14 protein-coding genes are annotated in these 13,597 nt (G+C 64.4%); 11 read left to right on the top strand and 3 right to left on the bottom strand.

The window, feature by feature from the left end:
* Positions 1-6: 6 nt before the first annotated feature.
* Both C8N43_RS00865 and C8N43_RS00860 read right to left on the bottom strand, forming a co-directional pair.
* Complete coding sequence (locus C8N43_RS00865) at positions 7-1,992, bottom strand: heme lyase CcmF/NrfE family subunit (protein WP_107843821.1); 1,986 nt, start codon at positions 1,990-1,992, stop codon at positions 7-9.
* Positions 1,993-2,098: 106 nt separating this feature from the next.
* Positions 2,099-2,947 (bottom strand): DMT family transporter, encoded by an 849-nt coding sequence (locus tag C8N43_RS00860; protein WP_107843820.1) that lies wholly within the window; start codon positions 2,945-2,947, stop codon positions 2,099-2,101.
* A 120-nt stretch (positions 2,948-3,067) separates the two neighbouring features.
* Between C8N43_RS00860 and hisD the strand changes: the two genes are divergently transcribed.
* From hisD to C8N43_RS00805, 11 genes are all read left to right on the top strand, one after another.
* Positions 3,068-4,396: a histidinol dehydrogenase gene (hisD, locus tag C8N43_RS00855; RefSeq protein WP_107843819.1), complete on the top strand. Its 1,329-nt coding sequence runs from the start codon at positions 3,068-3,070 to the stop codon at positions 4,394-4,396.
* Positions 4,396-5,385 (top strand): nuclear transport factor 2 family protein, encoded by a 990-nt coding sequence (locus tag C8N43_RS00850; RefSeq protein WP_107843818.1) that lies wholly within the window; start codon positions 4,396-4,398, stop codon positions 5,383-5,385. The genes hisD and C8N43_RS00850 overlap by 1 nt, the downstream gene beginning before the upstream one ends.
* Entirely contained in the window at positions 5,382-6,368 is a 987-nt protein-coding gene (locus C8N43_RS00845; protein ID WP_107843817.1) for an ester cyclase, read from the top strand. Before C8N43_RS00850 ends, C8N43_RS00845 begins: the two co-directional genes overlap by 4 nt.
* A complete protein-coding gene (locus C8N43_RS00840) occupies positions 6,358-7,374 on the top strand; it encodes a LacI family DNA-binding transcriptional regulator (RefSeq protein ID WP_107843816.1) in 1,017 nt (338 codons plus the stop codon). Before C8N43_RS00845 ends, C8N43_RS00840 begins: the two co-directional genes overlap by 11 nt.
* A complete protein-coding gene (locus C8N43_RS00835; protein WP_107843815.1) occupies positions 7,371-8,360 on the top strand; it encodes a nuclear transport factor 2 family protein in 990 nt (329 codons plus the stop codon). Before C8N43_RS00840 ends, C8N43_RS00835 begins: the two co-directional genes overlap by 4 nt.
* Positions 8,361-8,464: 104 nt before the next feature.
* Positions 8,465-8,701 (top strand): Lrp/AsnC ligand binding domain-containing protein, encoded by a 237-nt coding sequence (locus C8N43_RS00830; RefSeq protein WP_107843814.1) that lies wholly within the window; start codon positions 8,465-8,467, stop codon positions 8,699-8,701.
* 24 nt (positions 8,702-8,725) lie between these two features.
* Positions 8,726-9,856: an ABC transporter substrate-binding protein gene (locus C8N43_RS00825; protein WP_107843813.1), complete on the top strand. Its 1,131-nt coding sequence runs from the start codon at positions 8,726-8,728 to the stop codon at positions 9,854-9,856.
* 60 nt (positions 9,857-9,916) lie between these two features.
* Complete coding sequence (locus C8N43_RS00820) at positions 9,917-10,837, top strand: branched-chain amino acid ABC transporter permease (RefSeq protein ID WP_107843812.1); 921 nt, start codon at positions 9,917-9,919, stop codon at positions 10,835-10,837.
* On the top strand, positions 10,834-11,820 hold the full coding sequence (locus tag C8N43_RS00815; protein WP_107843811.1) for a branched-chain amino acid ABC transporter permease: 987 nt from the start codon (positions 10,834-10,836) through the stop codon (positions 11,818-11,820). The genes C8N43_RS00820 and C8N43_RS00815 overlap by 4 nt, the downstream gene beginning before the upstream one ends.
* Positions 11,813-12,562, top strand: coding sequence for an ABC transporter ATP-binding protein (locus C8N43_RS00810; protein WP_107843810.1), 750 nt, complete (start codon positions 11,813-11,815; stop codon positions 12,560-12,562). Before C8N43_RS00815 ends, C8N43_RS00810 begins: the two co-directional genes overlap by 8 nt.
* Positions 12,559-13,245 carry an ABC transporter ATP-binding protein gene (locus tag C8N43_RS00805; RefSeq protein WP_107843809.1) on the top strand — a complete coding sequence of 229 codons (687 nt, stop codon included), beginning with the start codon at positions 12,559-12,561 and terminating at the stop codon, positions 13,243-13,245. The genes C8N43_RS00810 and C8N43_RS00805 overlap by 4 nt, the downstream gene beginning before the upstream one ends.
* Here the strand turns inward: C8N43_RS00805 and C8N43_RS00800 are convergent.
* Positions 13,242-13,568 carry a hypothetical protein gene (locus C8N43_RS00800; protein WP_146174139.1) on the bottom strand — a complete coding sequence of 109 codons (327 nt, stop codon included), beginning with the start codon at positions 13,566-13,568 and terminating at the stop codon, positions 13,242-13,244. The two genes, C8N43_RS00805 and C8N43_RS00800, sit on opposite strands and share 4 nt — an antisense overlap.
* Positions 13,569-13,597: the final 29 nt, after the last annotated feature.

Raw genomic sequence — 13,597 nt, 5'->3', positions numbered from 1 at the left:
GGCTGACTACTCCGCCGGGGTCGCGATGGCCGGCCCCGCGCGCGACTTGCGCGGCGCGCCCACCCGCAAGCGGCGATCCGACAGGGACAGGCAGCCGCCGATCACCAACAGGAAGGTGCCGATCCACAAGAAATTCACCAGCGGCTCGTAGAGAACGCGCAGGGTCCATTTGCCCTGCGCCCCTTCGGCGGCGGGCTCGGCGATGGAAACGTAGAGGTCGCCCGCGAGCGTTTGTCGAATATCGCTCTCGGTCGTGGAGGAGCCCGCGGCGGGATAGACCCGTCGTTCCGGGTAGAGCTTGGTGACGAATTCGCCGTCCCGCGTGACATTCAAGGTCCCGACCTGCGCGATGTAGTTCGGACCGCGCACCTGCTCGACCCCCTCGAAGGTCAGATCGAAGCCCGCGATTTGCACCTCCGTCCCCTCTTCGGCGAAGGTGACGATATCGGACTTCCAAGCCGAGGCACCCGTGGCCCCCATGACGAGCACGGCGAGGCCCACATGGGCCATGGTCATGCCGTGGGATGCGCGCGGCTGCCGGCGGATGCGGCCCCACGCGCCGGGCTTGAACAGTTTCACGCGCGACGCCCATTCCTGCAAGGTGGCGAATAGCAGCCAGAGGGCGATTGCCATGGCGAGCACTGCCAGGACCGGTCCACCGGTGGTGACGTACCAGATGACCAGCGCCGCGACGAAGGCCAGCGCAAGCGCGAATTTCAGCCGCGACAGCACGCCTGCGAGGTCTGCGCGTTTCCACGACAGGAACGGCCCAACGGCCATGACCAGCACCAGCGCCAGCGAGATCGGAATGAAGGAGGCGTTGAAGAACGGTGGGCCGACGGAGATCTTGTCGCCCGTGACCGCTTCCAGAAACAACGGGTAGAGCGTGCCGAACAGCACGGTCGCGGTTGCCGTGGCGAGCAGCAGGTTGTTGATCAAAAGCCCCGCCTCGCGGGAGACCGGCGCGAACAAGCCACCGCCCTCCATCGCGGGGGCGCGCCATGCGAAGAGCGCCAGCGAGCCGCCGATGGATACGGCCAGAAGGCCAAGAATGTAGACGCCCCTCTCCGGATCGACGGCGAACGCATGGACCGAGGTCAGCAGGCCCGAGCGCACGATGAAGGTGCCGAGCAGCGACAGCGAAAAAGTCAAGATCGCCAACAGGATGGTCCAGCTTTTGAACGTATCGCGTTTCTCGGTCACGATGGCTGAATGCAGTAGGGCTGTGCCCAGAAGCCACGGCATGAAGGAGACGTTCTCGACCGGGTCCCAGAACCACCAGCCGCCCCAGCCCAGCTCGTAATAGGCCCACCACGATCCCAGCCCGATGCCCGCGGTCAGCGCAGTCCACGCGGCCAGCGTCCACGGGCGCACCCAGCGCGCCCATGCGGGATCCACGCGCCCCTCGATCAGGGCGGCGACGGCGAAGGAGAAGACGATTGAGAAGCCGACATAGCCCACGTAAAGCAGCGGGGGATGGATCGCGAGACCGATATCCTGCAGCAGCGGGTTGAGGTCCTGCCCGTCCAGCGGCGGCGGCGAGACGCGGGTGAACGGGTTGGAAGTGAACACCATGAAGCTGATGAAGCCCACCGTGATCCACGCCTGCACCGACAGGGTGCGCGCCATCAGCGTCTGCGGGATGTTGCGCCCGAAAAAGGCCACCGCCGCGCCGAAGGCCGCGAGGATCAACACCCAGAGCAGCAGCGAGCCCTCGTGATTGCCCCATGTGCCGGAGATCTTGTAGATCAGCGGTTTAAGCGAATGGGAATTCTGCACCACGTTCAGCACGGTGAAGTCCGACACGATGTAGCTGCGCATCAGGGCCCCGAAGGCGAAGGCCACAAGCACGAATTGCACCAGCGAGCTGGCCCGCGCAGACCGCATCCACAACACATTGCCGTTAGAGGCCCCCCAGATCGGCACAACGCTTTGCACGATGGCCGCGATCAGGGCGAGGGAAAGCGCAAATTGTCCGAGCTCTGGGATCATTGTCCTACCTGTCAACGTGATGCGCCATAGATGGGGCCAAGCCCCTTGGAAGGTCAAGCAAATCAGGCGCGACCGGTTGCCCCGGGGCCTTCACGTTTGCGCAAGCTCAGCTCTTCCCGGCCCGCAGCAGAACCACCCCCGCCAAGGTGATTGCAGTGGACAGGATTTTGCCGAGGCTCAGCCGCTCTCCCATGAGCAGCACGCCGATCAGCAGCGCGAAGATGATCGAGGTCTCGCGCAGCGCCGTGACCAGCGCAATCGGAGCCTGGGTGAAGGACCAGATCACGAGGCTGTAGGCGAGAAATGAGGCGCCGCCGCCGATCCAGAACAGCTTGGCCCCCTTGCGCGGCATATCGCGGAGCACCTGCGGGGTCGTGACCGCCATGTAGAGCGCGAAGATCGCGGCATTGGCAAGGCCGAGCCACGCGTAGAAGCCAACGGCGCTGCCCGACACCCGCGCGCCCATGCCGTCGACCAGCGAATAGGAGGCGATGAAACACCCGGTGGTCAGCGCCATCCCCGTAGCCTTACCGTTGCGCAGCCCGTCCGCCCCGCGCACCAGAGAGATGCTGAGGATGCCGATGGCGATGGTGATGACGGCGAGAAGCTCGAGCCCCGACAACTCGACCCCCAGCGCCACGACAGACACCCCGGCCACAAGCAATGGCGCGACGCCGCGCGCGATGGGATAGACCTGTGTCAGATCGCCGATCTTGTAGGAGCCCAGCAAGAACATCTGATAGCCGAAATGCAGCACCATCCCGGCGAGGATATAGGGGTAGCTTTCAGGGGCCGGCGCAGGCACGAACACCAAGGCGAGCAGCGCCAGCGGCGTGTGGCCGATGACCACGCCTGCCATGTTCAACCGCTTGTCGGCCCCGCCCTTGACCATGGCATTCCACGTGGCGTGCAGCAGCGCAGCCGTGAGCACAGCGAAGAAAACGGTGACGGACATAGGAGCCGACGCTAGGCAGAACCGGCCTGCGCTACAAGCGCTCTGACGCCTCAATCCTCACTTGAATACGTATTCAGAACGCGGCACACTTCCGGCATTGAACTTTGCGGAGGATCTTCCATGGCGATCGAGTATCTCAAGCGCGGCAAACCCGAAACCGAGCGGGCCGAGGATGACAGCAAGGTTCGCGCAATCGTCGAAGAGACCCTGAAAGACATCGAAACCCGGGGCGATGCCGCCGTGCGAGAGTTATCGGAGAAGTTCGACAACTACTCCCCCCCTTCCTATCGCCTGAGCCTCGACGAGATCGAAGCGCTCATCGCGCAGGTCGATCCGCGCGACATGGAAGACCTGAAATTCGCACAGGCACAAGTCAAGGCATTTGCCGAGGCCCAGCGCGCCTCGATGACCGATATCGAAGTGGAACCGATGCCCGGCGTGATCCTCGGCCACAAGAACATCCCCGTGCAAAGTGTTGGCTGCTACGTGCCTGCGGGCAAGTTCCCGATGGTGGCGTCCGCCCATATGTCCGTGGCGACGGCGAGCGTGGCGGGCGTGCCGCGCATCATCGCCTGCACGCCGCCCTTTCAGGGCCAGCCGAACCCAGCAGTGATCGCAGCCATGCATCTGGGCGGCGCGCATGAGATCTATGTGCTGGGCGGCATGCAGGGCATCGGGGCCATGGCGCTCGGCACCGAGACGATTGAGCCCGTGCACATGCTCGTCGGCCCCGGCAATGCGTTTGTGGCGGAAGCCAAGCGCCAGCTGTTCGGGCGCGTGGGCATCGACCTGTTTGCGGGCCCCACGGAAACGATGGTGATCGCCGACGACACGGTCGATGGCGAACTTTGTGCCACCGATCTGCTGGGTCAGGCGGAGCATGGCTACAATTCCCCCGCCGTCCTGCTGACCAACTCGCGCAAGCTGGCCGAGGACACGATGCGCGAGATCGATCGGCTGCTTGAAATCCTGCCCACACAGGAGACCGCGTCGAAATCCTGGGAGGATTACGGCGAGATCATCTTGTGCGACACCTACGAGGAGATGCTGGAGGTCGCCGACGACATCGCCTCCGAGCACGTGCAGGTGATGACCGACCGCGACGACTGGTTCCTGGAGCACATGACCTGCTACGGCGCGCTGTTTCTTGGGGCGCGGACCAACGTGGCCAATGGCGACAAGGTCATCGGCACCAACCACACCCTGCCCACCAAGAAAGCCGGGCGCTACACGGGCGGGCTGTGGGTGGGCAAGTTCCTCAAGACCCACTCCTATCAGAAAGTCACCACGGACGAGGCCGCTGCTGATATTGGCGCCTATTGCTCGCGGCTGTGCCTGCTTGAAGGTTTCGTGGGCCATGCGGAGCAGGCCAATGTGCGCGTGCGCCGTTACGGGGGCATCAATGTTCCCTATGGCGGGCCCGCGCCATACAAAGACGCAGCCGAGTGATGGCGGACGCGGCGCTCGCGGACAAACAGGCCTACACCGCATTCTGGTCCGCCTTCCGGCACCGGGACGCCGCGGCGCAAACGCGCGCGGTGCACGATTTCTTTGCCGACCGCGCGCAGGTCAATGTGGCGCATCCGGTCAACGATCTCAGCGGGCCGGAGGGTGTGATCGCGGGCTTTCTCGACCCGCTGCTGCGCGCCTTCGAAGGGCTGTACTACCGCCCCGATATCTCGATCGGCGGCAACTCCTTCGATGGCAGTGCCTGGACGTCAGGCATGGGCTACCTCGTGGGCACCTTCCGGCGCGACTGGCTGGGCATCGCGCCCACCGATCAGCTGGCCTACATCCGCATCGGCGATTTTCACCGGATGGAGAACGGCCAAGCGGTCGAGAGCTACATCTACCTCGACCTGCCGGAGCTGCTGATGCAGATCGGGCGCTATCCGCTGGGCACGCCACAGGGCGCTTGCTTCATGGTCCCCGGGCCCGCCACCCATGATGGGCTGCGCACCGACCTTGCCGACCCAGACCACTCGGCCCGGACCTATCAGATCATGGTGGACATGCTCGACGGGCTCGCCACCCCGGACGAGGCTTGGCGCCCCTACTGGCACCCGAACATGATGTGGTACGGCCCCGCGAGCTTTGGGCGGTTCGTCGGCATCGAGGAATTCCAGCGCTTCCAGGTCCCCTTCGAGGCCGCGTTCGAGGGCTGGGGCGGCGGGATGTCTCCGCGCACGCCCACCAAGCATTTCACCCGGTTCGCGGATGGCGACTATTCGTGCATCGGCGGCTGGCCCTCGCTGCAGGGGACCCATACGGGGTCCTATCTGGGGTTTGAGCCCACCGGCGTCACCACCCGCTTCCGGGTCTGCGACTGGTATCGGCGGGAGGGGGATCTGCTGGTCGAGAACTGGGTCTTTGTCGATCTGCCCGACGCGCTGCTGCAATGGGGCTACGACATGATGGCGGAACAGGCCAAGCTATGATCCACGACCTGTGTGCGGCGCTCTATGATTTCGAGGAAGCCCCGGTCCGCGCGGCGCTCGACGCCGCCTTCGCGCCGGATGCGGTGATACACCTGTGCCATCCGTTCGGCGATCTCACGGGGCCCGCCCTGCTATATGATCACGCGTTTGAGCCACTGTTCGGCGCGATCCCTGATCTGGAGCGGCGCGACTGGATCGTCATTGAGGGCGAGACCGCGCAAGGCGGGCGTTGGATCGGCTGCGGCGGCTATTACACCGGCCTGTTCGACGCGCCGTTCCTTGGCATTCCGGCAACGGGCCGGCAGGCGCATATGCGCTTTCACGAGTTCTACCGGATCGAAGACGCGCGCGTGGTCGAGATGCAGGCGATCTGGGACATCCCCGAGCTGATGATGCAGGCCGGTGCCTGGCCAATGGCGCCTTCGCTGGGGCGCGAATGGCTGACGCCCTCCCCCGCCACGCAGGATGGGCTTGGGCCCCATAGCGAGGACGGCGCGGCCAATCTGGTGGTCGTGCAGGACATGCTGATCCATATGGGCAGGCATCCCGGTGAAGGCGGCCCGGAAGTGATGGAGATGGAGCGGTTCTGGCATCCACGCATGTCGTGGTACGGGCCCGCGGGCATCGGCACCGGGCGCGGCATCGACGGCTTTCGCCGGCATCACCAGATCCCGTTTCTGGCCGCCATGCCGGACCGGGGCAATTACCGCGACCAGTTGGACTATCATTTCTTCGCGCAAGGCAGCTACGTGGCCGTCACCGGCTGGCCCAATATGCGCCAGCACCTGACCCATGGCGGCTGGATGGGCATTGCGCCGTCGGGAAAGCAGGTGGAGATGCGATCACTTGATTTCTGGCGTCTCGAGAACGGCCTGATCCGGGAGAACTGGGTGCTGGTCGATCTGCTCGACGTCTATCGTCAGCTCGGAGTCGACGTATTTGCCCGCATGGGCGAGCTGGTCGGAGGTCACCATGGCACCTAAGGTCACGGCCCTCGATGTGGCCCGCGCGGCGGGCGTGTCGCAGCCCACCGTCAGCCGGGTGTTCACCCCGGGCATGAAGGTCTCGGCCACGCTGGCCGACAAGGTCAAACGCGCCGCCGCAGAGTTGGGGTACCGACCGAACACGCTGGCCCGGTCGCTGATCACGGGGCAATCGAAGACCATCGGCCTGATCGTGGCCTATCTCGACAACCCGTTCTACACCGAGGCGCTGGAGAAGCTTTCGCGGGGGCTGCGCGAAAAAGGCTACCACATCATGGTCTTCATGGCCGCCAATCACGCGTCCGATGTGGACTCGGTGGTGCATGACCTGCTGGCCCATCAGGTCGATGGGATCATTCTGGCCTCGGTCGCGATGTCATCGACCCTTACCGACCGGCTGTCCGAAGAAGGCGTCGCGATGGTTCTTTTCAACCGCGGCTCGTCGGACCGGGAGCTATCCTCTGTCACTTCGGCGAATTTCGACGGTGGAAAGCGGGTGGCGGAGTTGCTCATCGCGGGCGGTCACGCGCGCATCGCGCATATCTCCGGCTGGCAGGGCGCATCGACCGGGCGCGACCGCGCGGCAGGATTCGAGGCGGGATTGGCAGAGGCCGGATATGAAGCCTTCGGCGTGGTGGACGGGTTGTTTTCGCGCGAGGCCGCGATGGCCGCTGCGCGCGCGCTTTTTGCGGGCTCAGAAGGCCCGGACGCGATTTTCGTAGGCAATGACCACATGGCGTTTGCCGTGATGGATGTGGTCCGCGGTGAGCTGGGCCTACGCATCCCGGAAGACGTCTCGATTGTGGGCTATGACGACGTCGCGATGGCCGCCTGGCCCACGTTCGAGCTGACCACGGTGCGCCAGCCCGCCAACCGCATGGTGGATGCCGTCATCGCCCAGCTTATGGCGCAAATCGAGGGCGACGCGCCGCCCAAGCAAACAGAAATCGAGGGACCGCTGGTGATCCGCCGCAGTGCCCGCATTCCAGAAGGATGGAGCACATGAAGGGTTTCAGCAATCAATTCAAGGACCTGCCGGACTACATCCTGAAGATCACCAAGGAAATCTGGGAGGATCGCGGCCTGTCCACCCTGAACCACTACTATGCCGAAGACCTGCCGATGCGCTTTCCGTCCGGTCTGGTGCGGGGCAATCAGAACGTGATCAACGGGACGATGGCGACCATCGCCGAGTTCCCGGACCGGCAATTGCTGGGCGAGGATGTGATCTGGTCCGGCGACGAGGACGCGGGCTTCCTGTCCTCCCACCGCTTGCTGACCACCGGCACGCATCTGGGTCATGGCAGCTTCGGCGCACCCACCGGTCGCAGCTTTCAGATCCGCGCCATCGCGGATTGCGCGGCGAAGAACGACCAGATTTACGATGAATGGCTGATCCGCGACGTCTCGGGCATCGTCAAGCAGCTGGGCATGGACGTGGTCGCTTTCACCCGCGATATGATCGACCGCGAAGGTGGGTCGGAGCATTGCGTCAAACCGTTCCATCCGCGTGACGACGTGGATGGCGGCTATAATTCGCGCGGCAACGACAACGAATGGGGGGCGCGGCTGGCCGATATCCTGACGCGCATCATGGACAAGGAATTCTCAGTGATCCCCGCGCTCTATGACCGGGCCTGCCATGTCTACCACGCGGGCGACCGGCACGAGATTTCATGGGCCGGGGCCGATCAGCTGTGGCTGCCACTGCGCTCGTCCTTCCCGTCCGCGAAGTTCGAGGTGCACCACGTGATCGGCCGCCACGACCCGATGCTGCCGCCGCGGGCCGCCGTACGCTGGTCGCTGACCGGCACCCATGATGGCCACGGCAGCTTTGGCGCGCCCACCGGTGCGGAGGTGCATGTGATGGGCATGACCCATGCCGAGTTCGGGCCCTATGGCAATGACGGGCGGGACTGGTCGCTGCGCCATGAGTTTACGCTCTACGACGAGGTGGCGATCTGGAAGCAGATCCTGATGCATCAGGGATGAAGGCCGCCAGATCGCGCCCGCGCGAGGTGAAAAATCCCCGTGTTCAATCCCGAAATGCCCCGTATAAAGGCGGGTGCGACTGACACGCGGGGGAGGATCTGAGTATGACATGCGTCTTTGTGCAGGTGCGCTGCAAGCCGGGGGAAACCTACCGCGTGGCCGATGCCATCGCGTTGAAGGAGATCCACTCCGAGATGTTCTCGACCAGCGGCGACTGGGACCTCCTGGTCAAGATCTACGTGCCCGATGGCGAGGATGTCGGCCGCTTTATCAACGATAACATAAGCCCGATACCGGGCATCGCTAGAACGCTGACAACGCTGACGTTTTCGGCCTTCTAGACCACGAAAATCAGGGAGAAAGACATGAAGAAACTACTACTGGCGACAGCCGCCGCGGCGGTCTGCGCGACAGGCGCTCTGGCCGAGGTCAAGGTCGGCATGATCACCACATTGTCCGGCGGCGGCGCGGGGCTAGGCATCGACGTGCGGGACGGTTTCATGCTGGCCATCGCGCAATCGGGCCGCGACGATATCGAGGTCGTCATCGAAGACGACCAGCGCAAGCCCGACATCGCGGTGCAGCTGGCCGACAAGATGATCCAGTCCGAGAAGGTCGACGTGCTCACCGGCATCATCTGGTCGAACCTCGCCATGGCCGTCGTGCCGAGCGCCACGGCGCAGGGCAAATTCTACCTCTCCCCCAATGCCGGCCCCTCGGCGCTGGCCGGCAAGGGCTGCCATCAGAACTACTTCAACGTGGCGTGGCAGAACGACAACCTGCACGAGGCCGCTGGCGCGCATTCCAACACCGCCGGCTACAAGAACAGCTTCATCATGGCCCCGAACTACCCCGCGGGCCAGGACGCGCTGACCGGCTACAAGCGCATGTATGAGGGCGAGCTTGCGGGCGAGGTCTTCACCAAGCTCGGCCAGACCGACTACGCCGCAGAGATCGCGCAAATCCGCGCGAGCGGCGCCGACAGCGTCTATTTCTTCCTCCCCGGCGGCATGGGCATCTCGTTCCTAAAGCAATATGCCGACAGCGGCGTGGACATCCCCGTCGTGGGTCCCGCCTTCAGCTTTGATCAGGGCATCCTGCAGGCCGTCGGTGATGCCGCCATGGGGGTCGTGAACACCTCGCAGTGGAACAAGGACCTCGACAATCCGACCAACGCGGCCTTCGTCGAGAGCTTTCAGGCTGAATATGGCCGCCTGCCCTCGCTTTATGCGAGCCAGGGTTTTGACACGGCGAACCTGCTGATCTCCGCGCTGGAGAAGGCCGCCCCCGCCGACGCCGATGCGTTCCGTGAAGCCCTGCGCGCGGCTGATTTCGACAGCACCCGCGGGGATTTCGCCTTCGGTCCGAACCACCATCCGGTGCAGACGATCTACGCCCGTGAGGTGATCAAGGAGGGTGACGTGTTCACCAACAAGATCATCGGCGCCGCGCTGGAGAACCACTCCGACGCCTACGCGGCCGACTGCAAGATGTAAAACCTCCGTTCCCGCGCGCCTTGTATCTTAGCGGCGCGCGGGAACCCGGAGCCTTACTCCATGTCCTCGATCCTGATCATCGAGCAGATCCTCAACGGTCTGCAATTCGGCATCATGCTGTTCCTGATGGCTGCGGGTCTGACGCTGATCTTCGGCGTGATGGGGCTGATCAATCTGGCCCACGGCTCGCTTTACATGGTCGGTGCGTTTGCGGCGGCGGCGGTGGCAGGCGCCACGGGGTCTTTCCTTCTGGGGCTGGTCGCGGCGCTGGCGGCGGCGGCGCTGGCGGGCGCGCTGATCGAGATGGTCGTGATCCGGCGGCTCTACCGCGCGGCCCATCTTGATCAGGTGTTGGCGACCTTCGCGCTGATCCTGATCTTCTCGGAAGGCACGCGGTGGGTGTTCGGCTCCTTTCCGCTGTTTCTCGACATCCCGGATGCGCTGTCCGGCCCGGTCACCCTCCCGGGCGGCATCCAGTACCCGCTCTACCGCCTCTCGCTGATCGCAATCGGGCTGGCGGTAGCGGTGGGATTGTGGGCCCTGATCGAGCGCACCCGGATCGGCATCCAGATCCGCGCTGGCGAAAATGACCGCGAGATGATCGCAGCGCTCGGGGTCGATATCTCAAAGCTTTACACGCTGATCTTCGCACTTGGCGCGGCACTGGCGGGGCTGGCGGGCGCGCTGGTGGGCGCGATCCAGTCGGTGCAGGTCGGCATGGGCGAGCCGGTGCTGATTTTGGCCTTCGTCGTGATTGTAATCGGCGGCATCGGCTCGATCCGTGGCGCGTTCGTCGGCGCGCTGCTGGTGGGACTGACGGATACGCTGGGCGGCGTCTTTCTGCCGGAACTGTTCGCCCTGTTCATGGAGCCCGGTCCGGCGCAAAAATCCGGCTCCGCCATCGCGTCGATGGGCATCTACATCCTGATGGGGCTGGTTTTGGTCTGGCGGCCCACCGGGCTGTTCGGGGCCCGCGCATGAGGTTCGACGAGCGCCTGATCAACGCGGTGGTCCTGCTCGGCCTGCTTGCTGTGCCGCTCTGGGCCGTGAGCGTGGACGAGCCCTTCACGATCACTCTGGCCACACGGGTCGCGATCCTGGCGCTGGCCGCCGTGGGGCTCAACATCGTGCTGGGCATCGGCGGAATGGTGAGCTTCGGCCACGCGCTGTTCTTCGGTTTGGGTGGCTACGCGATGGGCATCCTGGCCTACCACGCGCAAACCTATACCGTGCTCGAGATCGGCCCGTTCGCGACGGACGGCACCAAGCTGATGCCGGTGATCTGGCTCGTGGCAATGGTGGTCTCGGCCTGCGTCGCGGCCTTGGTGGGGCTTTTGTCGCTGCGCACCTCGGGCGTCTATTTCATCATGATCACGCTCGCCTTTGGGCAGATGTTTTATTATTTCGCGATCTCATGGGCGGAATATGGCGGCGAGGACGGGCTGTCGATCTATGTGCGCAACGACTTTCCGGGGTTGAACACACTGGTGCCGATCCAGTTCTTCGGCATCTGCTTTGCTCTGCTCTGCGCAGCTCTTTTCCTTTCCGCGCGACTGCGGGCCTCGCCCTTTGGTCTGGCGCTCAATGCAACACGGCAGTCCGCCACGCGGGCGGAAACCGTGGGGCTGAACCCGCAGCGTCTGAAGCTGCTGGCCTTCATCCTGTCGGGCGCGGTCACCGGGCTTGCGGGGGCGCTGTTTGCCGATCTCAACCGCTTCGTGTCGCCGACCATGTTCAGCTGGCAGTTGTCGGGTGAGCTGATCGTGCTGATCATCATCGGCGGCGTGGGCCGTTTGATGGGGCCGGTGATCGGCGCGTGCATCTTTGTGGCGCTGGAGCATTGGCTGGGGGGCCTGACCGAGTTCTGGCACATCTATCTTGGCGCGATCCTGCTGGGCATTGTGCTGTTCGCACGCGGGGGTCTCATCGGACTTTTGACAGGGCGCGAGGGCGCCCATGTCTGAGGTGGTGCTGGCGACATACGGGCTGAGCAAGAGTTTCGGCGCGCTGAAGGCGACGCAAGACGTCTCGATCGAGCTGCGCATGGGCGAGATCCACGCGATAATCGGCCCGAACGGGGCGGGCAAATCCACCCTGATCCAGCAGATATGCGGCGCTTTGCGCCCTGACAGCGGGCGGGTCGAGCTGTTGGGGCGGGACGTCTCCGACTGGTCCATTCAAGCGCGCGCCCGTGCCGGGCTGGGCCGCACCTTCCAGATCTCGCAGCTGGCGATGGAGGATACGGTTCTGGAAAACGCGGTGCTAGGCGCGATCGGGGCCGAAGGCACGCCGTGGCGATTTTGGCGCCCTGCCCTGAACACAGCTGAACTGACCGAGCGGGCCGAGGCCGCATTGGATCGCGTCGGTCTTGAGGGCCTCAGAGATATGCGCTGCGCGAACCTTTCGCACGGCCAGCGTCGCCAGCTGGAAGTGGCTGTCGCTTTGACCCTGCGCCCGCGGGCCTTCATCATGGATGAGCCGATGGCCGGGCTTGGCGCGGAGGGCTCGCGGACGATGACCGGCTTTCTGGACCAGCTGCGCGACGAGGCCCCGATCCTGCTGGTCGAGCATGACATGGACGCGGTCTTCGCGCTGGCCGACCGGATCAGCGTTCTGGTCTATGGCCAGATCATCGCCACCGGCACCGCGGCCGAAATCCGCGCCAGCAAGGCCGTGCGCGACGCCTATCTGGGGGACGCCGCATGAGCTTTCTCGAGGTAGGGCAATTGACCGCCAGCTATGGCAGCTCGCAGGCGTTGTTCGGGGTCGATGTGGCGATGCAGGAAGGCGAGGTCACGGCGCTTCTGGGACGTAACGGGATGGGCAAATCCTCGACCGTAAAGGCGATATGCCGGATGATCCCCGCGCAAGGCACATTGGCGCTGGACGGCACCGATCTGCACGCGCTGCCCAGCCACCGGGTCGCGCGTATGGGGGTCGGGCTGGTGCCGGAGGGGCGGCGCTGTTTCAAGGATCTGAGCGTGCAGGAGAACCTGATTGCGGCCTGCCGGCCCGGTGCGTGGACGCTGGCCTCGGTCACCGCGCTGTTCCCGCGGCTGGGCGAGCGTTTGGGGCAACGAGCGTCATCTTTGTCGGGTGGGGAGCAGCAGATGCTGGCCATCGGTCGCGCATTGATGACGAACCCGCGCCTGCTGATCCTCGACGAGGCGACGGAAGGTTTGGCACCGATCATCCGTCAGGAAATCTGGGCAGCCATTCGCACTCTGAAGTCAAAGACCGGCGTCAGCATCTTGTTGATCGACAAATCCCTGCGCGAACTCGCGCAAGTGTCGGACAAGGCGGTCATCCTTGAGCGTGGCAAAACGGTTTGGGCCGGCCCGATGGGCGAGCTGACCGCCGACATCTCGGAAAGGTTTGTCGGCGTTTAGTCGGCGTCTGGCTTCGGCTTTGCCTGCATCAGCGGCATGTCACTCTGGCTCACGCCCTCTTCGGCGAGAAGCTCGGCGATGGTCTTGAATGTCACGGCGGTGGGCTGAACCTGCGCCGGGCCGCGCTCGAGAGGTTGCAGCGCTTTGTGGTCGTGTACACGCTGGGGCGCTTTGAGCGGCTGATCGGGCGCCTTACTCTCAATGGCGACGTCCTTGAACTCGACGCCTTCTTGGGCGAGCAGCTCCTTGATCGTCATTTTGGTCACATTGGTGGGCTCGCGGCCCGACTTGCCCTTAAGCGGCTCAAGACGTTGGTGATCCATCATAGGTCCTTCCGACATCACACAATTAC

The organism is Litoreibacter ponti, assembly GCF_003054285.1.
GTDB classification, from domain to species: Bacteria; Pseudomonadota; Alphaproteobacteria; order Rhodobacterales; family Rhodobacteraceae; genus Litoreibacter; species Litoreibacter ponti.
The sequence above is the reverse complement of the archived record's forward strand: the minus strand, read 5'-3'. Positions and strand labels throughout refer to the sequence as shown.

Excerpts from the sequence above, each read along its gene's own strand:
- C8N43_RS00830 (WP_107843814.1), top strand. The coding sequence starts at position 8,465 with ATGACATGCGTCTTTGTGCAGGTGCGCTGCAAGCCGGGGGAAACCTAC.
- C8N43_RS00825 (WP_107843813.1), top strand. The coding sequence starts at position 8,726 with ATGAAGAAACTACTACTGGCGACAGCCGCCGCGGCGGTCTGCGCGACA.
- hisD (WP_107843819.1), top strand. The coding sequence starts at position 3,068 with ATGGCGATCGAGTATCTCAAGCGCGGCAAACCCGAAACCGAGCGGGCC.
- C8N43_RS00840 (WP_107843816.1), top strand. The coding sequence starts at position 6,358 with ATGGCACCTAAGGTCACGGCCCTCGATGTGGCCCGCGCGGCGGGCGTG.
- C8N43_RS00865 (WP_107843821.1), bottom strand. The coding sequence starts at position 1,992 with ATGATCCCAGAGCTCGGACAATTTGCGCTTTCCCTCGCCCTGATCGCG.
- C8N43_RS00860 (WP_107843820.1), bottom strand. The coding sequence starts at position 2,947 with ATGTCCGTCACCGTTTTCTTCGCTGTGCTCACGGCTGCGCTGCTGCAC.
- C8N43_RS00845 (WP_107843817.1), top strand. The coding sequence starts at position 5,382 with ATGATCCACGACCTGTGTGCGGCGCTCTATGATTTCGAGGAAGCCCCG.
- C8N43_RS00800 (WP_146174139.1), bottom strand. The coding sequence starts at position 13,568 with ATGGATCACCAACGTCTTGAGCCGCTTAAGGGCAAGTCGGGCCGCGAG.
- C8N43_RS00835 (WP_107843815.1), top strand. The coding sequence starts at position 7,371 with ATGAAGGGTTTCAGCAATCAATTCAAGGACCTGCCGGACTACATCCTG.
- C8N43_RS00815 (WP_107843811.1), top strand. The coding sequence starts at position 10,834 with ATGAGGTTCGACGAGCGCCTGATCAACGCGGTGGTCCTGCTCGGCCTG.
- C8N43_RS00805 (WP_107843809.1), top strand. The coding sequence starts at position 12,559 with ATGAGCTTTCTCGAGGTAGGGCAATTGACCGCCAGCTATGGCAGCTCG.
- C8N43_RS00810 (WP_107843810.1), top strand. The coding sequence starts at position 11,813 with ATGTCTGAGGTGGTGCTGGCGACATACGGGCTGAGCAAGAGTTTCGGC.
- C8N43_RS00850 (WP_107843818.1), top strand. The coding sequence starts at position 4,396 with ATGGCGGACGCGGCGCTCGCGGACAAACAGGCCTACACCGCATTCTGG.
- C8N43_RS00820 (WP_107843812.1), top strand. The coding sequence starts at position 9,917 with ATGTCCTCGATCCTGATCATCGAGCAGATCCTCAACGGTCTGCAATTC.